Origin of the sequence: Streptomyces sp. So13.3, from assembly GCF_005860785.2 — a bacterium.
GTDB classification, from domain to species: domain Bacteria; phylum Actinomycetota; class Actinomycetes; order Streptomycetales; family Streptomycetaceae; genus Actinacidiphila; species Actinacidiphila fildesensis.
This window is the reverse complement of record NZ_CP048835.1, coordinates 4,726,451-4,744,033: the sequence shown is the minus strand read 5'-3', so window position 1 is coordinate 4,744,033 and position 17,583 is coordinate 4,726,451. Positions and strand designations below refer to the sequence as shown.

Here is a 17,583-nt window from a genome sequence, read left to right as displayed (position 1 = left end):
GGGAGGACCCATGTCCGGATTCGTTGAGAAACCCGTACCCGTCCAGGTGCCGGGACTGGTGCACCTGCACACCGGTAAGGTCCGCGACCTGTACCGGAACGCGGCCGGTGAACTGGTGATGGTGGCCAGCGACCGTACGTCCGTGTACGACTGGGTGGTGCCCACCGAGGTCCCCGACAAGGGCCGGATCCTCACCCAGCTGTCGCTGTGGTGGTTCGACCAGCTCGCCGACCTGGTCCCCAACCACGTCATCTCCACCGACGTCCCGGCCGGCGCCCCCGCCGACTGGGCCGGCCGCACCATGGTCTGCAAGTCGCTGCGGATGATCCCGGTCGAGTGCGTGGCCCGCGGCTACCTCACCGGCTCCGGCCTCGTCGAGTACGACGCGCACCGCACCGTCTGCGGCCTCGCGCTCCCCGAGGGCCTCGTCGACGGCTCGGAGCTGCCCGCGCCGATCTTCACGCCCGCCACCAAGGCCGAGGTCGGTGAGCACGACGAGAACGTCTCCTACGAGGAGGCGGCCCGTCAGGTCGGCGCCGAGACCGCGGCCCTGCTGCGCCAGACGACCCTCGCGGTCTACAGCCGGGCCCGCGATGTCGCCCGGGACCGCGGCATCATCCTGGCGGACACCAAGTTCGAGTTCGGCTTCGACGGTGACGAGCTCGTCATCGGCGACGAGGTGCTCACTCCGGACTCCTCGCGCTTCTGGCCGGCCGACCAGTGGAAGCCCGGCCGGACCCAGCCGTCCTTCGACAAGCAGTTCATCCGCAACTGGCTGACGTCCCCCGCCTCCGGCTGGGACAAGAACAGCGAACTGCCCCCGCCGCCGCTGCCGCCCGAGATCATCGAGCAGTCCCGCGCCAAGTACATCGAGGCCTACGAGCGCCTCACCGGCACGACCTGGTCCTAGCGGCCGGCTGCCCCAAGTGCCCGGCCGCGCACCCCGCGGCCGGGCACCCGGGCAGCCGTGTACGACGAAGGCCGCGTACGACGAAGGCCCCGATGGAGAAATCCACCGGGGCCTTCGTTCTGCTGAGCGGACGACCAGGTTCGAACTGGCGACCTCAACCTTGGCAAGGTTGCGCTCTACCAACTGAGCTACGTCCGCATCGCGCGTGCTGTGTGCTTTGCGCGAGAGCCACTATACCCAACCGCGCTCCCGGGCGATGCGCGCGGCCTCATGACGGTTCTCCGCGGACAGTTTCGTGGCGGCCGAGGAGAGGTAGTTGCGCACCGTTCCCTGGGACAGCGCGGCCCGCCGGGCGATCTCCGCGATCGGCGCGCCGTCGGCCGCCAGATCGAGGACCTCGGCCTCGCGGACGGTCAGCGGGGAGTCCCCGGCGCTGATCGCGTCGGCCGCCAACTCCGGGTCCACGTAACGGCCCCCGGCGTGCACGGTGCGGATGATCTCGGCCAGCCGCTGCGCCGAGACGGTCTTGGGAACGAAGCCCCTGACGCCCGCCGTCAGGGCCCGCTTCAGGTGTCCTGGACGACCGTGACCGGTCACGATCATGGTCCGGCAGCCGGGCAGCTCGGCCCGCAGGGATGTGGCGACCGCCACACCGTCGGCGCCCGGCATCTCCAGATCCAGGACCGCGACATCCGGCCGGTGCGCCCGTGCCATCGCGAGTGCCTCGGGCCCGGAGGCGGCCTCGGCGACGACGAGGATGTCGTCCTCGTAGGACAGCAGCGCGGCGAGCGCGCCGCGGATGAGGTGCTCGTCGTCGGCGAGCAGAACGCGGACGCGCGCCTCGCCGGCCTCACCGGTCCCGATCGGATGCGTCATGCGGCTCCTTCCGTGCTCTGCGAACCTACGGAGGTGGTACCGGGGGCACTGGAAGCGGCTTCCCGGCGTTGCAGCGGCACGCACGCCGTCAGCCGGAACACCCCGCCCGTGTCCGGCTCCGCGGTCAGCGTGCCGCCCAGCGCGCCGACGCGCTCGCGCAGCCCGGTCAGCCCGGTCCCCGGCGTCGTCGGAGCGGCCACGGCGGGGACGGTCACCGCTCCGTCGTTCTCCATGGTCAGTACGGCCGAGCCGGCCGGCTCGACCAGCAGCCGGATGACGCAGCTGCGCGCGTCCCCGTGCCGCAGCACGTTGGTGGTGCCCTCTCGGACCACCCAGGCGATCACGGACTGGACGGCGGGCGACAGCGTCGCCCCGTCGTCGCCCTCGGCCCGGCAGTCGACGCCCGCGGCCCGCAGCACCGACAGCGCGCCCGCCAGCTCCACCTGAAGGTCCACCGACCGGTAGCCGCGGACGACCTCGCGCACGTCGCGCTGCGACTCCCGCGCGATGCGCTGCACCTCCACCATCTGGTCGATGGCCTCGGGCCGCCCCCGCTGGGCGAGTTGGACGGCGAGTTCGCTCTTGAGCGCGATCACCGAGAGATTGCGTCCCATCACATCGTGCAGATCCCGTCCGAACCGCAGCCGCTCCTCCGCGACCGCCAGCCGCGACTGCGCCTCCCGTGCCCGGTCCAGCTCCCACACGACGACCAGGATCCAGGCGGAGCCGCGGTAGGTGAACGCCATGGCGGCGCCCCCCGCCGCCACCGCGACGGCGTAGCCGGTGGTCTCACCCGTCGGCAGTCCCGCCGCCGCCGAGCACACCGCCACCAGTGCGGCCGTACCCATCACGAGCAGCACGATCCGGCGCGGTCGGCGGATGTTCAGCACCGCGGGGCCGATCGCGAAGGCGGTGAAGCCGGAGACGATCTGGACCGCCTCGCCCCCGGGGAGCAGGGTGCCGCGCGCCCGCAGGACCACGACGACCAGCACCGCGAGGGCCGTCGTGGCGCCGGCGGCGGCGAGCAGCCGGGTCGGCCGCTCGCGCCGGCCCAGCGCCCAGTCCAGCACCCGGGACACCAGCACCGCGCACAGCACGGCCTGCCCCAGCAGCGCCCACAGGACGACGCGCGCACCGATCGGACTGTCGGAGCGCTGGACCGCGCCGAGGACCAGGAACACCTCGATCAACGCGAAGGAGTACAGCGACCACCGCGTGTAGAGCTCGAAGCGGGCCGGATCGCTGCGCCGCTCCCACCATCCCGTCAGCTTCGGCACGGTCGTCCCCCTGGGCCTGGTCAGCGACGCGGTTCCCAGCGGAACCACCGGCGTACAGCAAACACCGCGAGCGCGGTCCAGGCCACCGCGAGCCCCAGCGTGCGCAGGATTTCGCCCGCCCCGGCGCCGCCCAGCCAGCCGAACCGTACGAGGTCGGTGACGGGCGTTACGGGCAGCAGCCGGCACAGATCGTGGGCCCAGCCGGGCAGCAGTTCCACCGGTACGAAGAGCCCGGATCCGATGAGCGACACCATGAACAGCGGCAGGGTGGTCAACTGCGCCACCTCCACACTCCGGGTGAAGACGGTCGAGACGGCCGCCAGCGCGGCCAGCAGCAGCACCCCCAGCAACACGCCCGCGACGAGTAGTTCCGGCCGCCGGGGAGCCGGCAGGTCCAGCAGCAGCGCACCGGTGGCGATCAGCGCCGTGCACTGCGCGAGCGCCACGGCGGCCGCCGGGAGGGCCGTCCCGGCCAGGATCTCCAGATCCGACGGTTCCCCGGTCCGCAGCCGCTTGAGCACCAGCTCCTCGCGCCGCGCCACATAGGCGGTCACCAGGTTGTAGTAGACGACGAGGAGCAGGATGACGCCGATGCCGCCGCTCATCGTCTGGGCGTTGCGGGTCAGTCCGGCTTCCCTGAGGTCGTGGGTCGGGACCACGGAACGCGTCGCCCAGACCATGCCGACCGGTAGCAGCAGCGCGGTGTACATCGCCGTCCGGTTGCGCCACAGCAAGGTGAGCTCGGCCCGGCCGAGCGCCACCAGCCGCGTACGGCTCCGGGTCCGTGGGCCCGTCGCCGGCACCGTGCCCGTTCCCTTCAGCGTTCCCGTACGCGTCGTGCTCATCGTGCGTCCCCCTTCGCGATGTCCATGAACGCCTCTTCCAGCGATGCGTGCCGCGCGTCGAGTCCGAGGAGCTGTACGTCCCTGTCGCGCGCCCACGTCAGCAGTTCCAGCAGGTCCTCCTGCAGCCGTTCGGTCCGCACCTCGATCCGGCGCCCGTCGGCGGCCGACGGGACGGACAGCGGCAGCCGGTCCGGCGTCACGCCCTCCGGCAGAGTGAAGTGGATCCGGGCCGGCCGGGCCGCCGTCACCTCGGCGGGGGTGCCGGTCGCGACGATCTGTCCGCCGCGCATGATCGCCAGCCGGTCGGCGAGGCCCTCGGCCTCCTCCAGGTAGTGCGTGGTGAGCAGGACGGTCGTGCCCCGGTCCCGCAGCTCGCGCACCAGTTGCTGGGTCTCATGGCGGCCCTCCGCGTCGAGCCCGGTGGTCGGCTCGTCCAGGAAGAGCACTTCGGGACGGCCGAGCAGCGCCATCGACAGGTCCAGGCGCCGCCGTTCACCGCCCGACAGCTGTTTGACGCGCACCTTGTGGCGGGTGCCGAGGCCCACCATCTCCAGCGCCTCGCCGACCGGCCGGGCCCCGGTCGTGCAGCCGGCCCACATACGGGCGGTTTCGGCCACCGTCAGGTCGGAAGGAAACCCGCCCTCCTGGAGCATTACGCCCATCCGCGGCCGCACCAGCGCCCGCTCCCGGTAGGGATCGTGCCCCAGCACCCTGACCTGCCCGCCGCTCGGCCTGGCCAGCCCCTCCAGCACCTCGACGGTGGAGGTCTTGCCCGCCCCGTTGGTCCCCAGCAGCGCGAAGAGCTCGCCGCGCGCCACCGTGAACGTCACTCCGCGTACCGCCTCGAATTGACCGTCATATCGGCGGCGCAATCCGGCGACATCGATCACCTTCTCGTGCGTGTCCCCGCTGTACGTGTCCATATATCCAGCGTTCCGCCGGCCGGGACGTGCGGGCAGTGCGCGGTGTCATCGGCATTGATGACGAATGTCATGAAGCGCCCGTGTCGCCGACGCGAAGAAGGCTGAAACAATGAAGTCCCCGGTCGGAGATCCGACCGGGGACTTCATTGAACTGAGCGGACGACCAGGTTCGAACTGGCGACCTCAACCTTGGCAAGGTTGCGCTCTACCAACTGAGCTACGTCCGCACCGCGCTGTTGCGCAAGACTACTCTACCCGATCCATTGGACCGGTCAGAACAGTCAGAGCGGGTGACAGGGATCGCACACTGCGCCTCCCCCCTGGAAGGGGGGCGCTCTACTACTGAGCTACACCCGCGTGACTATCGACGACCTGGTCTTTCGACCCTGCCCTCGGCGTGCTCCAAACAGTAGCGGAACACAGGGGGTGCCTGTCCAGTCGGTAGGGCGCAAGATCACGGACGGACGCCCTCCGGCTCAACTCGCTTCGTTGAACGCCTCGTAGACCTTCTTCGGGATGCGGCCGCGCGGCGGCACGTCGAAGCCGTTGGACCGGGCCCACGCGCGCACCGCGGCCGGGTCGGGCGCGACGGCCGTGCGCTTGTAGACCTTTCCCGAGCGGGCGTGCTTCCGGCCGGCGCCGACATACGGCGACAGGGCGCTCCGCAGCTTGTCGGCATTGACCGCCGACAGGTCGATCTCGAAGGACTTTCCGTCGATCCCGAAAACGATCGTCTCCGCTGCCTCGCCGCCGTCGAGATCGTCGGAGAGGCTGACCACTACGCGCTGCGCCATGGGTGTCGGTCCTTTCGTGCGGAATCGGCTTCTGCCGGCCTCCTGGCTACCACTGATCAACGACTGATCTGCGGCTGAGCTGGGTCGATGCGATGAAGCCGACAAGTCGGGGACAATAAGTTTTCATTTGTACGATGCCATGCATTACGTCGGGAAGCCGGAGGATTATTCCTCCGCGTGTCCCGTCGCAATCGGGACCCTACGTTTCTTGAAACGCATCCCCTAGAGAATCGCACGGCCGATACTTAAACGTGATGAGCGTCAACCGGCGGAGAACAGGATATCTACCCGCGTAGATTTTTGCGACGGGTACGCTGAAGTCACTTCACGCACCACCACAACACCGGGAGTGCCAGTGGCACGCGTCGTAGTCGACGTCATGCTCAAGCCGGAGATCCTCGACCCCCAGGGCCAGGCGGTGCACCGTGCACTGCCGCGTCTCGGGTTCGAAGGGATCGCGGACGTCCGCCAGGGAAAGCGCTTTGAACTCGAGGTCGAGGGGCCGGTCGACGACGCCGCCCTCGCCCGCATCCGGGAGATGGCCGAAACCTTCCTTGCCAACACCGTCATCGAGGACTTCTCCGTGAAGGTGGAGTCGTGACCGCACGCGTCGGCGTCGTCACCTTCCCCGGAACGCTCGACGACCGCGACACCCAGCGCGCGATCCGCGTCGCCGGTGCCGAGCCGGTGCCGCTGTGGCACCGCGACAAGGACCTCCACCAGGTCGACGCGGTCGTCCTGCCCGGCGGTTTCTCCTACGGCGACTACCTGCGGGCCGGCGCGATCTCGCGCTTCTCCCCCGTCATGGAGTCGGTCATCGCGGGCGCCAGGGACGGTCTTCCGGTCCTCGGCATCTGCAACGGCTTCCAGGTGCTGACCGAATCGCACCTGCTGCCCGGCGCGATGCTCCGCAACAACCACCTGCACTTCATCTGCCGCGACCAGAAGCTGCGGGTGGAGAACGCGGACACCGCCTGGACCGCCGATTACTCGGCCGGCCAGGAGATCTCCATCCCGCTGAAGAACATCGACGGCCGCTATGTGGCCGACGAGCGGACGCTGGACGAACTGGAAGCCGAGGGCCGCGTGGTCTTCCGCTACCTCGACGTCAATCCCAACGGCTCGCTGCGCGACATCGCCGGCATCTCCAACGCCGCGGGAAACGTCGTCGGCCTCATGCCGCACCCCGAGCACGCCGTCGAGCCGCTGATCGGCACCGGTCGCACCGACGGTCTGGGATTCTTCACCTCGATCCTGAAGAAGCTGGTCACCGCATGACCCTCGATACCGTCACGAACGCCGAAAAGACCCCCGAGGCCGACCAGCCCTGGGCCGAACTCGGCCTCAAGCCCGACGAGTACGCGCGCATCCGCGAGATCCTCGGCCGCCGCCCGACCGGCGCCGAACTCGCGATGTACTCCGTCATGTGGTCCGAGCACTGCTCGTACAAGAGCAGCAAGGTCCACCTGAAGCAGTTCGGCGAGAAGGCCCCCGAGAACGACGCCATGCTCGTCGGCATCGGCGAGAACGCCGGCGTCGTCGACGTCGGCCAGGGCTACGCGGTCACCTTCAAGGTCGAGTCGCACAACCACCCCTCGTACATCGAGCCCCACCAGGGCGCGGCCACCGGCATCGGCGGCATCGTCCGCGACATCCTCGCGATGGGTGCCCGGCCGGTCGCGGTCATGGACCCGCTGCGCTTCGGTGCCGCGGACCACCCCGACACCAAGCGCGTACTGCCCGGCGTCGTGTCCGGCATCGGCAGCTACGGCAACTGTCTGGGCCTGCCGAACATCGGTGGCGAGGTCGTCTTCGACGCCTGCTACCAGGGCAACCCGCTCGTCAACGCGCTCTGCGTCGGCGTCATGAAGCACGAGGACATCCACCTCGCCAAGGCGTCCGGCGCCGGCAACAAGGTCATCCTCTACGGCGCCCGCACCGGCGGCGACGGCATCGGCGGCGTCTCGGTCCTCGCCTCGGAGACCTTCGACGACGCCAAGCCCAGCAAGCGCCCCGCCGTCCAGGTCGGCGACCCGTTCCAGGAGAAGCTCCTCATCGAGTGCACCCTGGAGATCTTCAAGGCCGACCTCGTCGACGGCATCCAGGACCTCGGCGGCGCGGGCCTGTCCTGCGCCACCTCCGAGCTGGCCTCGGCCGGCTCCGGCGGCATGCGCGTCGAACTCGACACCGTCCACCTGCGCGACTCCTCCCTCTCGCCCGAGGAAATCCTCATGAGTGAGTCCCAGGAGCGCATGTGCGCGATCGTCGAGCCCGGCAAGGTCGCGCGCTTCCTCGAGATCTGCGAGAAGTGGGACGTCATCGCCACCGTCATCGGTGAGGTCACCGACGGCGAGCGGCTGGAGATCTTCTGGCACGGCGAGCAGATCGTCGACGTCCCGCCGCGCACCGTCGCCCACGAGGGCCCGGTCTACGACCGCCCGTACGCCCGTCCGTCCTGGCAGGACGCCCTCCAGGCCGACGACGCGAACAAGCTCGCCCGCCCGGCGGGCGGTGACGAACTGCGCCGCCAGGTGCTGGCCCTCGTCTCGTCGCCGAACCAGGCGTCGAAGTCCTGGATCACGGACCAGTACGACCGGTTCGTGCAGGGCAACACGGTGCTGTCGCACCCCGAGGACTCGGGCATGGTCCGCATCGACGAGGACACCAACCTCGGCGTCGCCATCGCCACCGACGGCAACGGCCGCTTCACCAAGCTCGACCCGTACACCGGCGCGCAGCTCGCGCTGGCGGAGGCGTACCGCAACGTCGCCGCCACCGGCGCCAAGCCGCTCGCCATCTCGGACTGCCTCAACTTCGGTTCCCCCGAGGACCCGGACGTCATGTGGCAGTTCGCCGAGGCCACCCGCGGTCTGGCCGACGGCTGTCTGATCCTGGGCACCCCGGTCACCGGCGGCAACGTCTCGCTCTACAACCAGACCGGTGACGTCGCCATCCACCCGACCCCCGTGGTCGCGGTGCTCGGCGTCATCGACGACGTCAACCGCCGTACGCCGATGGCGTTCGCGGAAGAGGGCCAGCTCCTCTACCTCCTCGGTGACACCAAGGAAGAACTGGGCGGTTCCGCCTGGTCCGAGGTCGTCCACAGCCACCTCGGCGGCCTGCCGCCCGCGGTGGACCTGGAGCGCGAGCGGCTGCTCGGCGAGATCCTCATCGCCGGCTCCCGCGACGGCATGATCGACGCAGCGCACGACCTCTCGGACGGTGGCCTCATCCAGGCCGTCACCGAGTCGTGCCTGCGCGGCGGCAAGGGCGCCCGGATCGTCGTCCCGGACGACCTCGACCCGTTCGTCTTCCTCTTCAGCGAGTCGGCCGGCCGCGCGGTCGTCGCCGTCCCGCGCAGCGAGGAGCTCCGCTTCAACGACATGTGCGGCGCGCGAGGCCTCCCGGCCGCGCGCATCGGTGTCGTGGACGGCGAGACGATCGAGATCCAGGACCAGTTCACGATCCCGCTGAGTGAGCTGAAGCAGGCGCACGAGGCGACGATCCCGGCTCTGCTGGCCTGAGACCGCCTCTCGGCTCGGCCCCGGCTCCTCTTCCGAGGAGCCGGGGCCGAGCCGTTCGCATGCCTGCCGGCGCCTGCCAGGGCCTGTCAGGATGGCCGGGATGACGACGATTCTCGCGTTCCATGCCCATCCGGACGACGAGGTGCTGCTCACCGGCGGCACGCTGGCGCGGCTGGCCGCGGAGGGTCACCGGGTGGTCGTGGCCGTCGCCTGCGACGGGATCATGGGCGAGGCGACCCGCCCGGACGGCACCCTGCGCCTGGACGAACTGCGGGCGAGCGCCGCGCTGCTGGGCGTCGCCCGCGTGGTGCACCTCGGATACGCCGACAGCGGCCACGGCCCCCTGCTGTTCCCGGACCCACCGGACCGCGTGCGCTTCGCCCGCGCGGACGTGGACGAGGCCGCGTCGAAGCTCGCGGAGCTGTTGAGTGAGGAGCGGGCCGACGTCCTGCTCAGCTACGACGCCCAGGGCGGCTACGGCCACCGCGACCACGTCCGGGTCCACGAAGTGGGCGCGCGGGCGGCCCGGTTGACGGGCACCCGCGTCCTGGAGGCGACGCTGCCGCGCGAGCCCATCGACCGGGTGTTCCGTGCGCTGCGCCTCCTCCGGGTGCCGGTCCGCTACGACCCGGAGGTGATGCGCACGTCCTTCACCCCGCGAGCGGCGATCACCCACAGCATCAACGTCCGCCCCTACGCCCAGCAAAAGCGCGCCGCCCTCGCCGCCCACCGATCCCAAGCGGGAGAGGGCAAAGGCCGCTCGTCGGCACTGTTCCGCCTACTGATCCGCCTCCCGGCACCGATCTTCGGACTGGTGTTGGGGAGAGAGTGGTTCGTCGAGGCGGGGGCGCCGCCGGGGCCGGGGAGGAGCGGGGACCTGTTGGGGGCCGGTAGGGGCTGAGGTCAGAGCGATACCGAGTGCTTTTCCACGGCGGCAACCAGGGCGGGCGGTGCCCCACCGATGACGTGTTCTTCGTTCGGGTCGTACTCCCAGCACCAATTCATCCGGCCACTGCCGCGCGTGCCTCTTCGGTCAAGGCGACGATTTCGTCCATGGCCGCACGCCAGGCTGGATCTTCTCTGGGGAGAGTCTGAGCCGCTCGCTCCGCCTTGCGCCGCCGCTCGGAGAGGTCCGGGCGACGCTCGATTTCGACTTCGCCTGACCAGATCAGCAGCCACATCCGAATAGGGCCGAGCGCGTCGTGCTGGGCAGCCATGGAGAACGCTTCGTTCTTCTGGCGCTCCATCTCCTCCAGCCGGTGCGGTGCGATCCGGGCGAGGGCGACCCGTAGAGCGTCAGGGGTTCGCTCGGGCCTGGGGATCAGCTCTCCGCCAGGGTGCTCGGGCTGCGTACTCATGGTCGTCTCCTCGGGTCGCACGAGCCACGGTACGCCAGCCAGAATCGTCGGAGCGGGAGGAACCGTCGCCTCCGTGAGGAGCCTCGGACTCCAAGGTTGTACCGGTCACGCTCAGCTCGCCGCACGATTTTCGGCGACGTTACCCCGAAGGAAAAGCACTCCAGAGCCTGAACCCGGGCCACGAACGACTGGTTGAGACCCGGACGGCGCGGCTCGGTCTGTGCGTGGGGAGAGAACGAAGGGGTGGGGAAGGGCGTGCCTGCTGGCGACGGCAGTGCGTATTGCTCCGGCGGTTCTTCGTGGCACGGCGGGTGGGTGGCTGAGGTCAGATACGGAGTGCTCCTCTGCGGCGCTGCGCACCTTGACCGGGCGGAGGGGGAAGCCCGGCGCTGCGCGCCTGCCAGCGAGGCGGTCCGCTGCGCTCCCCTTGGCGGGTGGTGGGCCGGTCGCGGCCGGAGGTGCCCTGGGGGTGGGGCGTTTGAGGGGCCTTCGCAGGGGGCCGGGTTCGCTTCGCGCCCCGGGCATGGCGCATGGGGGCGTGGTGGATTCAGGCGCGCCGCAGTTGGCGGGCTCTCGGACGGTGCCGGGCTCGCTTCGCGCCCCGGGCGGGGTGGTGGGCCGTGCGGTGCGCCTCCGGTTGACGTTCTGATCCGCTCTTCTCCCGGCGAAGTGGGGTGGCTGTGACACATGGTGTTCCGTGGGACCTGTGAGGTGGTTTTTGAGTTGATGTGGATCACTAAGGGCGGTCAAAACTCAACATGCCGGGGCTGCGGCCACACAGTTCGTTCCCTTTGAGAGCGGCCGGAGTTCGAGAGGCGGGGTGCGCCCCAACCCGCCGGGCCGTGCTGCCTCGTCGGCCGCAGCTCCCCTCCACCCCGCCCGGAGCGCAGCGGACCGGAATCCCTCCGCCTCGCCGGGCCGCGCAACGGACCGCTTCCCTGGCAGGCGCGCAGCGCCGGGGCCTCCCCTCCGCCCGGTCAAGGTGCGCAGCGCCGCAGAAGAGCACTTCGCACTGCTCTGACCTCAGCCACCGCCCGCCCGTTCCGGTTACGCGGCAGCGGACCCCGCCGCGATGTCCGCCCACACGAGCTTCCCCGCGAGCCCGAAGGGCTCCTCCCCGAGCAGGTGGCACCCCCACGCCGCCGCGAGCCCGGTGACCAGCCACATGCCGCGCCCGTGTTCGGCCTCGTCCGTGACGGTCAGGAACTCCGGCTTCGCGGGACTGGTGTCCCACACCCCGAGCCGCAGGTTTCTCTCCCGCCAGTGCAGTCGCAGACTGACCGGCCCGCTGGAGTGCTCCAGCGCGTTCGCGACGAGTTCGGCCGCGACGAGCTGCGCCACTTCGATCATCGGCGCCAGCCCGTACGCGTTGAGCACCGCTCTGAGCGTGCAGCGCGCGATGCCGGCGCCGCGCAGGTCGTGCGGGATCTGGAGCGAGTAGTCCCACTCGTCGTCGGCGCCCGCGCCCTCACCGGGCGGGGTTCGAGGGGGTTCGTCCTTCGCGTTCATGCGGCTCTCCGAACGGTTCTGGGAAACGCCCCCATGCGGTGGCCTGTCGCCCTTCCCGTGCCGGGGCATGGGGTAGCGATGCGCTGCCGTCCTACTGCGAGCGTGCGCCCTGTGATGGCGACATCACAGACGGTAGGGGAATTGGGTTCAGCATTGCAACTCAATCGTCGAAGGTGATGGACCGGGTCACCGGCCGGGTGCAGACTGTGAGCGAACTTCTTCGAAGGAGCCCCATTGGGACTGCGCACCAGCATCACTGAGCGGCAGCGTCGGCTGGGTGCTGAACTACGCAAGCTCCGTGAGAGGTCCGGCATGGTCACGAAAGAGGCTGGCGAGGTGATTGGGATGGGGTCGGCCCACCTCAGCCACATCGAGGCCGGCCGGACCTCCATCGTCACTTCGCGGCTCCGCGCGCTGTGCGAGGCGTACGGATGCACGGATGAGCCCTACGTCGAGGCGCTCGTCGACATGGCGGAGGATTCCGGCAAGGGCTGGTGGACCGAGCACCGCAAGTTGGTATCGCCGATCGCCCTGGACCTGGCGGAGCTTGAGGCGGGAGCTAAGCGAGCCTGTAGCTACGAGACGCTGTTCATCCCCGGTCTCTTGCAGACCGAGGGGTACATGCGGGCCATTCTCGGCAGTGCACAACGACCGGACATCGAACCGGCGGTGCGGTTTCGGCTGGAGCGGCAGCACCTACTCATCGGCGATGACGCGCTTCCACTGCATGCCGTGGTCCATGAGGCGGCGCTGAGGATTGCCGTCGGTGGCCCAGATGTCATGCGCGAGCAGCTGATGCGGCTGATCGAGGCCGCACGTCTGCCGAATGTGACGCTGCAGATCCTCCCGTTCGACGTCGGGGCGGTCAGAAGCTTCAGCACCTCCTTCTCGCTCTTGCACGGCCAAGCGCCCGGACTGGAAACGGTTGTGGCCGATACCCCGGCTGAACGCACCGTTTTCCTCGGGGGAGACACAGTCGTCGAGAGCTACGCCGACACGTTCGTACGGTTGGCTGCTGCGGCCCTGGCTCCAATCGACCCCGGCGCAGTGCCGGAAAGCCACTTGGTGAAAGACTCGCTGGGTCTGATCCAGCACGTCGCCTACGCACTTTAGGAGCGGCGAACATGTCTCAGCTTCAGTGGCAGAAGTCCTCGTTCAGCGATTCCGGCGGCGAGAACTGCGTAGAGCTGGCGGCCGCCGTCAACGGAACCGTCCTCCTCCGGGAAAGCGAAGCGCCCGGCGTCGTCCTCTCCACCACCCCCGCCCGCTTCGCGGCCTTCCTCGAAACCCTCAAGGGCGGCGGATCCGCCCCCGCCGCCCCGTAACCCCGCGGGAGCGTGGTTGGGTGGCGGCGGACGGATTCCGTACGTACGCACGAGGGGCTGGGCCATGTTCGAGTACAAGGTTGTTTCGTTCCGCGAATCGCTGATCGGTGACGCGCTGGACGGCGACAAGTTGGAGAAGACGCTCAACAAGCACGCCGGTGACGGCTGGGCGCTGAAGTCGATCACCGCGGCCGACGTCAAGGGCCGCATCGGCCCCGGCGCCGTCGAGGGTCTGCTGCTGACCTTCGAGCGCCCCCGCCAGGGCTGAGTCCGGGGCCGGGCCCCGGGCGGTGAAAGCCTGGGGACAACCCGGGGGGAGCCCCATAGGCTCGGAGGCATGACGTCAGCCGGTCGCCGTGCCCGTAGTTATGACCCCGCCAGGACGCGGGCCGCGCTCGTCGCACAGGTGGGGGCGGTGCGGGCGGCGGTGCGATCGCTCACGGACGAGCAGCTGACCAGGCCCTCCGGGCTGCCCGGGTGGGATGTGCGGCTGCTGGTGGCGCACATCGTGCGGCAGATCGACGCCGTCGGGTCGCTGCTCGGTGAGCCCGTGCCGGATCCGGTGCCTCCGGTCACCGGGTTGTCGGTGTGGGCGGTGTCCACCGCCGCCATCGCGGACCGGCTGGACGCTTCGACGCGGGAGACCGCCGCCGGCATCACCGACGTCAAGCACGCGCTCGACGCGGCCGCCGAGCGGATCGAGCCGTTCCTGGACGAGGCGGTCCGGGCGGACCGGATCGTTCCGCATGTGTTCGGGGCGATGCGGGCGCTGGACATGACCGTCACCCGGCTCGTGGAGCTGGTGGTGCACGGCGACGATCTGGCGCGCGCCACCGGTGTGGAGGTGGTGCACGACCGGCAGGCCGTCGCGGCCGTCACCCGGCTGCTGGCCGACGCGCTGGCGGTCAAGGCGCCCGGGAACTCCGTCGAGGTCCGCATTCCACCGTATGCGGCCGTTCAGTGCGTGGAGGGGCCCCGGCACACCCGGGGCACGCCGCCGAACGTCGTCGAGACCGATCCCCTGACGTGGATCCGGCTCGCCACCGGCCGGACCGACTGGAAGACCGCGCTCCACGCCGCCGCCGTCTCGGCGAGCGGGGAGCGGGCCGATCTCGGTCCCTATCTCCCGGTCCTCGGCTGAGCCACCCCACCGGTCTCCCGGTCCTCGGCTGAGCCACCCCACCGGTCTCCCGGTCCTCGGCTGAGCCACCCCGCCGGTCTCCCGGTCATCGGCTGAGCCGCCACCGGCGCTCGGCTGAGCGGGTCCGCAGGACCCCCGTCCCCACCACCCCGTAGTGGGGTGCTCACACGGTGTCCGCTCAGGGCCCGTAAAGCACGTGATCCTCGCCTCACCTGCGGTGAGACACCCGTGGTCACACCCGTGATCGCGGGGTTCGCGGTCCGTCGCCCGTTCGGACGCGGGTCGAATCTGCCTTAGACTCGCTGTGTGCCTCGTGGTGATGGACGACTCAACCACGACCTGCTCCCCGGCGAGAAGGGCCCCCAGGACGCTTGCGGCGTCTTTGGTGTCTGGGCCCCCGGCGAAGAGGTCTCCAAGCTCACCTATTTCGGTCTGTACGCCCTGCAGCACCGCGGACAGGAGTCCGCGGGCATCGCTGTGAGTAATGGCTCCCAGATCCTGGTCTTCAAGGACATGGGGCTTGTTTCCCAGGTCTTCGACGAGACCTCCCTCGGCTCTCTGACCGGCCATATCGCCGTCGGTCACGCCCGCTACTCGACCACCGGTGCCTCGGTGTGGGAGAACGCCCAGCCCACCTTCCGTGCCACCGCCAACGGGTCGATCGCGCTCGGTCACAACGGCAACCTGGTCAACACGGCGGAGCTCGCCGAGATGGTCGCCGACCTGCCCCAGGGCAATGGCCGGGCCACGCGGGTGGCCGCCACCAACGACACCGACCTGGTGACAGCGCTGCTGGCCGGACAGGTCGACGAGGACGGCAAGCCGCTCTCCGTCGAACTCGCCGCCGGCAAGGTGCTGCCTCTGGTCAAGGGTGCTTTCAGCCTTGTCTTCATGGACGAGCACACGCTGTACGCGGCGCGTGACCCGCAGGGCATCCGCCCGCTGGTGCTCGGCCGGCTGGAGCGCGGCTGGGTCGTCGCCTCGGAGTCCGCCGCCCTCGACATCTGCGGTGCCAGCTTCGTCCGGGAGATCGAGCCCGGCGAACTGATCGCGATCGACGAGAACGGTCTGCGGACCACCCGGTTCGCGGAGGCCAAGCCCAAGGGCTGCATCTTCGAGTACGTGTACCTGGCGCGCCCTGACACCGACATCGCGGGCCGGAACGTCTATCTGTCCCGGGTGGAGATGGGCCGCAAGCTCGCCGCCGAGGCCCCCGTCGAAGCCGATCTGGTGATACCGACTCCGGAGTCCGGCACGCCGGCCGCCGTCGGCTACGCCGAGGCGAGCGGGATCCCGTACGGCACCGGCCTGGTCAAGAACTCGTACGTCGGCCGGACCTTCATCCAGCCGTCGCAGACCATCCGGCAGCTGGGTATCCGGCTCAAGCTGAACCCGCTCAAGGACGTCATCCGCGGCAAGCGCCTGATCGTCGTGGACGACTCGATCGTCCGCGGCAACACCCAGCGCGCGCTGGTGCGGATGCTCCGTGAGGCGGGGGCCGCCGAGGTCCACATCCGGATCTCGTCGCCGCCGGTCAAGTGGCCGTGCTTCTTCGGCATCGACTTCGCGACCCGCGCCGAACTGATCGCCAACGGCATGTCCGTCGAGGAGATCGGCAAGTCGCTGGGCGCGGACTCGCTCGCGTACATCTCGCTGGACGCGATGGTCGAGGCGACGACGATCGCCAAGCCGAACCTGTGCCGCGCCTGCTTCGACGGTGTCTACCCGATGGATCTGCCCGACCCGGAGCTGCTCGGCAAGCAGCTCCTGGAGAGCGAGCTGGCCGGTGGCACCGACGCCGCCGACGCGCTGCGCCGTCCGTAGTCGGGCAAACTCGGACTACTGCCGTGACGCTCCACCCCGGGAGCCGGCGCCCGTGAAACCGGCTCCCCTGATCGCCGCCCCGGCGATCGCACCGCATCTACTCGACGACGTGAAAGTTCCCAGCCATGCCTGAGAATACCGGCGCCAGCTACGCCTCCGCCGGCGTGGACATCGAAGCGGGCGACCGCGCTGTGGGCCTGATGAAGCAGTGGGTCAAGAAGGCCACCCGGCCCGAGGTCGTGGGCGGCCTCGGCGGGTTCGCCGGACTCTTCGACGCCTCCGCGCTCAAGCGCTACGAGCGGCCGCTGCTCGCCTCCGCCACGGACGGCGTCGGCACGAAGGTCGACATCGCCCGCCGGATGGGCGTCTACGACACGATCGGCCACGACCTGGTCGGCATGGTCGTGGACGACCTGGTCGTGTGCGGCGCCGAGCCGCTCTTCATGACCGACTACATCTGCGTCGGCAAGGTCTACCCGGAGCGGGTCGCGGCGATCGTCAAGGGCATCGCCGAGGGCTGTGTCCTGGCCGGCTGCGCGCTGGTCGGCGGCGAGACCGCCGAGCACCCGGGCCTGCTGGGCCCGGACGACTTCGACGTCGCGGGCGCCGGTACCGGTGTGGTCGAGGCCGACGAGGTGCTGGGCGCGGATCGTATCCGTTCGGGTGACGCGGTGATCGCGATCGAGTCGTCGGGACTTCACTCCAACGGGTACTCGCTGGTGCGCCACGTCTTCTTCGACCGGGCCGGCTGGGAGCTGGACCGGGACGTTCCGGAGTTCGGCCGGACCCTCGGCGAGGAGCTGCTGGAGCCGACCAAGATCTACTCGCTGGACTGCCTGGCGCTCACCCGGCTCGCCCCGGTGCACGCGTTCTCGCACATCACCGGCGGCGGTCTGGCCAACAACCTGGGCCGCGTGATCCCGGACCACCTGCACGCCACCGTCGACCGTTCGACCTGGCGGCCGGACCCGGTCTTCACCACCGTCGGTGAGCTGGGCGGGGTGGAGCGGCTGGAGCTGGAGAAGACGCTGAACATGGGCGTCGGCATGATCGCCGTCGTGCCGCAGGACTCGGTGGATGTGGCGCTCGCCACTCTCGCCGACCGCGGTGTGGAGGCATGGGTGAGTGGCGAGGTCGTCGAACGCGGTGACCACGCCGAGGCCGTGACCCTGACCGGCGACTACGCGAAGTAGCCAGGTCCGGGCGCCTGGGGTCTGTCCAGCGGACAGGCCCTAGGCACCATGGGCCATGACGAAACCCGGTCCGGGGCGGGCCCC

At 70.0% G+C, this 17,583-nt stretch carries 18 protein-coding genes and 3 tRNA genes; 11 read left to right on the top strand and 10 right to left on the bottom strand.

Features of this window, described 5'->3' with window-relative positions; all coding sequences use genetic code 11:
* Positions 1-10 precede the first annotated feature (10 nt).
* Entirely contained in the window at positions 11-910 is a 900-nt protein-coding gene (locus C8250_RS21285) for a phosphoribosylaminoimidazolesuccinocarboxamide synthase (protein ID WP_138355834.1), read from the top strand.
* 125 nt (positions 911-1,035) lie between these two features.
* On the opposite strand, the gene C8250_RS21280 is transcribed toward C8250_RS21285, so the two are convergent.
* The 8 genes from C8250_RS21280 to C8250_RS21245 form a co-directional block, all read right to left on the bottom strand.
* Positions 1,036-1,108 (bottom strand) — tRNA-Gly (locus C8250_RS21280).
* A 33-nt stretch (positions 1,109-1,141) separates the two neighbouring features.
* Positions 1,142-1,786, bottom strand: coding sequence for a response regulator transcription factor (locus C8250_RS21275; protein ID WP_138355833.1), 645 nt, complete (start codon positions 1,784-1,786; stop codon positions 1,142-1,144).
* Positions 1,783-3,063, bottom strand: coding sequence for a histidine kinase (locus tag C8250_RS21270; protein ID WP_138355832.1), 1,281 nt, complete (start codon positions 3,061-3,063; stop codon positions 1,783-1,785). Before C8250_RS21270 ends, C8250_RS21275 begins: the two co-directional genes overlap by 4 nt.
* 20 nt (positions 3,064-3,083) lie before the next feature.
* Complete coding sequence (locus C8250_RS21265; protein WP_138355831.1) at positions 3,084-3,908, bottom strand: ABC transporter permease; 825 nt, start codon at positions 3,906-3,908, stop codon at positions 3,084-3,086.
* A complete protein-coding gene (locus tag C8250_RS21260; protein WP_138355830.1) occupies positions 3,905-4,831 on the bottom strand; it encodes an ABC transporter ATP-binding protein in 927 nt (308 codons plus the stop codon). Before C8250_RS21260 ends, C8250_RS21265 begins: the two co-directional genes overlap by 4 nt.
* A gap of 154 nt (positions 4,832-4,985) precedes the next feature.
* Positions 4,986-5,058 (bottom strand) — tRNA-Gly (locus C8250_RS21255).
* Between the two features lie 58 nt (positions 5,059-5,116).
* A tRNA-Gly gene (locus C8250_RS21250) sits at positions 5,117-5,188 on the bottom strand.
* A gap of 119 nt (positions 5,189-5,307) precedes the next feature.
* Positions 5,308-5,625: an Lsr2 family protein gene (locus C8250_RS21245; protein ID WP_138355829.1), complete on the bottom strand. Its 318-nt coding sequence runs from the start codon at positions 5,623-5,625 to the stop codon at positions 5,308-5,310.
* Between the two features lie 355 nt (positions 5,626-5,980).
* Here C8250_RS21245 and purS point away from each other — a divergent pair, with 355 nt between their 5' ends.
* The 4 genes from purS to C8250_RS21225 all read left to right on the top strand — a co-directional run bounded on the left by purS (position 5,981) and on the right by C8250_RS21225 (position 10,050).
* The gene (purS, locus tag C8250_RS21240) at positions 5,981-6,226 is read left to right on the top strand and encodes a phosphoribosylformylglycinamidine synthase subunit PurS (protein WP_138355828.1); all 246 of its coding nucleotides are present in this window, start codon (positions 5,981-5,983) and stop codon (positions 6,224-6,226) included.
* The gene (gene purQ, locus C8250_RS21235) at positions 6,223-6,903 is read left to right on the top strand and encodes a phosphoribosylformylglycinamidine synthase subunit PurQ (RefSeq protein ID WP_138355827.1); all 681 of its coding nucleotides are present in this window, start codon (positions 6,223-6,225) and stop codon (positions 6,901-6,903) included. Before purS ends, purQ begins: the two co-directional genes overlap by 4 nt.
* Complete coding sequence (purL, locus tag C8250_RS21230) at positions 6,900-9,149, top strand: phosphoribosylformylglycinamidine synthase subunit PurL (protein WP_138355826.1); 2,250 nt, start codon at positions 6,900-6,902, stop codon at positions 9,147-9,149. The genes purQ and purL overlap by 4 nt, the downstream gene beginning before the upstream one ends.
* A gap of 100 nt (positions 9,150-9,249) precedes the next feature.
* Positions 9,250-10,050, top strand: coding sequence for a PIG-L family deacetylase (locus C8250_RS21225; RefSeq protein WP_138355825.1), 801 nt, complete (start codon positions 9,250-9,252; stop codon positions 10,048-10,050).
* 100 nt (positions 10,051-10,150) lie between these two features.
* Here C8250_RS21225 and C8250_RS21220 read toward each other — a convergent pair whose 3' ends face one another.
* Positions 10,151-10,507 carry a hypothetical protein gene (locus C8250_RS21220; RefSeq protein WP_138355824.1) on the bottom strand — a complete coding sequence of 119 codons (357 nt, stop codon included), beginning with the start codon at positions 10,505-10,507 and terminating at the stop codon, positions 10,151-10,153.
* Positions 10,508-11,554: 1,047 nt separating this feature from the next.
* Positions 11,555-12,016 carry an ATP-binding protein gene (locus tag C8250_RS21215; protein WP_138355823.1) on the bottom strand — a complete coding sequence of 154 codons (462 nt, stop codon included), beginning with the start codon at positions 12,014-12,016 and terminating at the stop codon, positions 11,555-11,557.
* Positions 12,017-12,250: 234 nt separating this feature from the next.
* Between C8250_RS21215 and C8250_RS21210 the strand changes: the two genes are divergently transcribed.
* The 6 genes from C8250_RS21210 to purM all read left to right on the top strand — a co-directional run bounded on the left by C8250_RS21210 (position 12,251) and on the right by purM (position 17,499).
* Positions 12,251-13,129, top strand: coding sequence for a helix-turn-helix transcriptional regulator (locus tag C8250_RS21210; protein ID WP_138355822.1), 879 nt, complete (start codon positions 12,251-12,253; stop codon positions 13,127-13,129).
* An 11-nt stretch (positions 13,130-13,140) separates the two neighbouring features.
* Positions 13,141-13,341, top strand: a complete 201-nt coding sequence (locus C8250_RS21205) for a DUF397 domain-containing protein (protein ID WP_138355821.1) — start codon at positions 13,141-13,143, stop codon at positions 13,339-13,341.
* Between the two features lie 64 nt (positions 13,342-13,405).
* Complete coding sequence (locus tag C8250_RS21200) at positions 13,406-13,609, top strand: DUF4177 domain-containing protein (protein ID WP_138355820.1); 204 nt, start codon at positions 13,406-13,408, stop codon at positions 13,607-13,609.
* A 69-nt stretch (positions 13,610-13,678) separates the two neighbouring features.
* Positions 13,679-14,482 (top strand): maleylpyruvate isomerase family mycothiol-dependent enzyme, encoded by an 804-nt coding sequence (locus C8250_RS21195; RefSeq protein ID WP_138355819.1) that lies wholly within the window; start codon positions 13,679-13,681, stop codon positions 14,480-14,482.
* Positions 14,483-14,788: 306 nt separating this feature from the next.
* A complete protein-coding gene (purF, locus tag C8250_RS21190; RefSeq protein ID WP_138355818.1) occupies positions 14,789-16,306 on the top strand; it encodes an amidophosphoribosyltransferase in 1,518 nt (505 codons plus the stop codon).
* A gap of 125 nt (positions 16,307-16,431) precedes the next feature.
* Positions 16,432-17,499, top strand: coding sequence for a phosphoribosylformylglycinamidine cyclo-ligase (purM, locus tag C8250_RS21185; protein WP_138355817.1), 1,068 nt, complete (start codon positions 16,432-16,434; stop codon positions 17,497-17,499).
* Positions 17,500-17,583 lie beyond the last annotated feature (84 nt).

Excerpts from the sequence above, each read along its gene's own strand:
- C8250_RS21285 (WP_138355834.1), top strand. The coding sequence starts at position 11 with ATGTCCGGATTCGTTGAGAAACCCGTACCCGTCCAGGTGCCGGGACTG.
- C8250_RS21275 (WP_138355833.1), bottom strand. The coding sequence starts at position 1,786 with ATGACGCATCCGATCGGGACCGGTGAGGCCGGCGAGGCGCGCGTCCGC.
- C8250_RS21265 (WP_138355831.1), bottom strand. The coding sequence starts at position 3,908 with ATGAGCACGACGCGTACGGGAACGCTGAAGGGAACGGGCACGGTGCCG.
- C8250_RS21260 (WP_138355830.1), bottom strand. The coding sequence starts at position 4,831 with ATGGACACGTACAGCGGGGACACGCACGAGAAGGTGATCGATGTCGCC.
- C8250_RS21245 (WP_138355829.1), bottom strand. The coding sequence starts at position 5,625 with ATGGCGCAGCGCGTAGTGGTCAGCCTCTCCGACGATCTCGACGGCGGC.
- purL (WP_138355826.1), top strand. The coding sequence starts at position 6,900 with ATGACCCTCGATACCGTCACGAACGCCGAAAAGACCCCCGAGGCCGAC.
- C8250_RS21225 (WP_138355825.1), top strand. The coding sequence starts at position 9,250 with ATGACGACGATTCTCGCGTTCCATGCCCATCCGGACGACGAGGTGCTG.
- C8250_RS21220 (WP_138355824.1), bottom strand. The coding sequence starts at position 10,507 with ATGAGTACGCAGCCCGAGCACCCTGGCGGAGAGCTGATCCCCAGGCCC.
- C8250_RS21215 (WP_138355823.1), bottom strand. The coding sequence starts at position 12,016 with ATGAACGCGAAGGACGAACCCCCTCGAACCCCGCCCGGTGAGGGCGCG.
- C8250_RS21205 (WP_138355821.1), top strand. The coding sequence starts at position 13,141 with ATGTCTCAGCTTCAGTGGCAGAAGTCCTCGTTCAGCGATTCCGGCGGC.
- C8250_RS21200 (WP_138355820.1), top strand. The coding sequence starts at position 13,406 with ATGTTCGAGTACAAGGTTGTTTCGTTCCGCGAATCGCTGATCGGTGAC.
- C8250_RS21195 (WP_138355819.1), top strand. The coding sequence starts at position 13,679 with ATGACGTCAGCCGGTCGCCGTGCCCGTAGTTATGACCCCGCCAGGACG.
- purM (WP_138355817.1), top strand. The coding sequence starts at position 16,432 with ATGCCTGAGAATACCGGCGCCAGCTACGCCTCCGCCGGCGTGGACATC.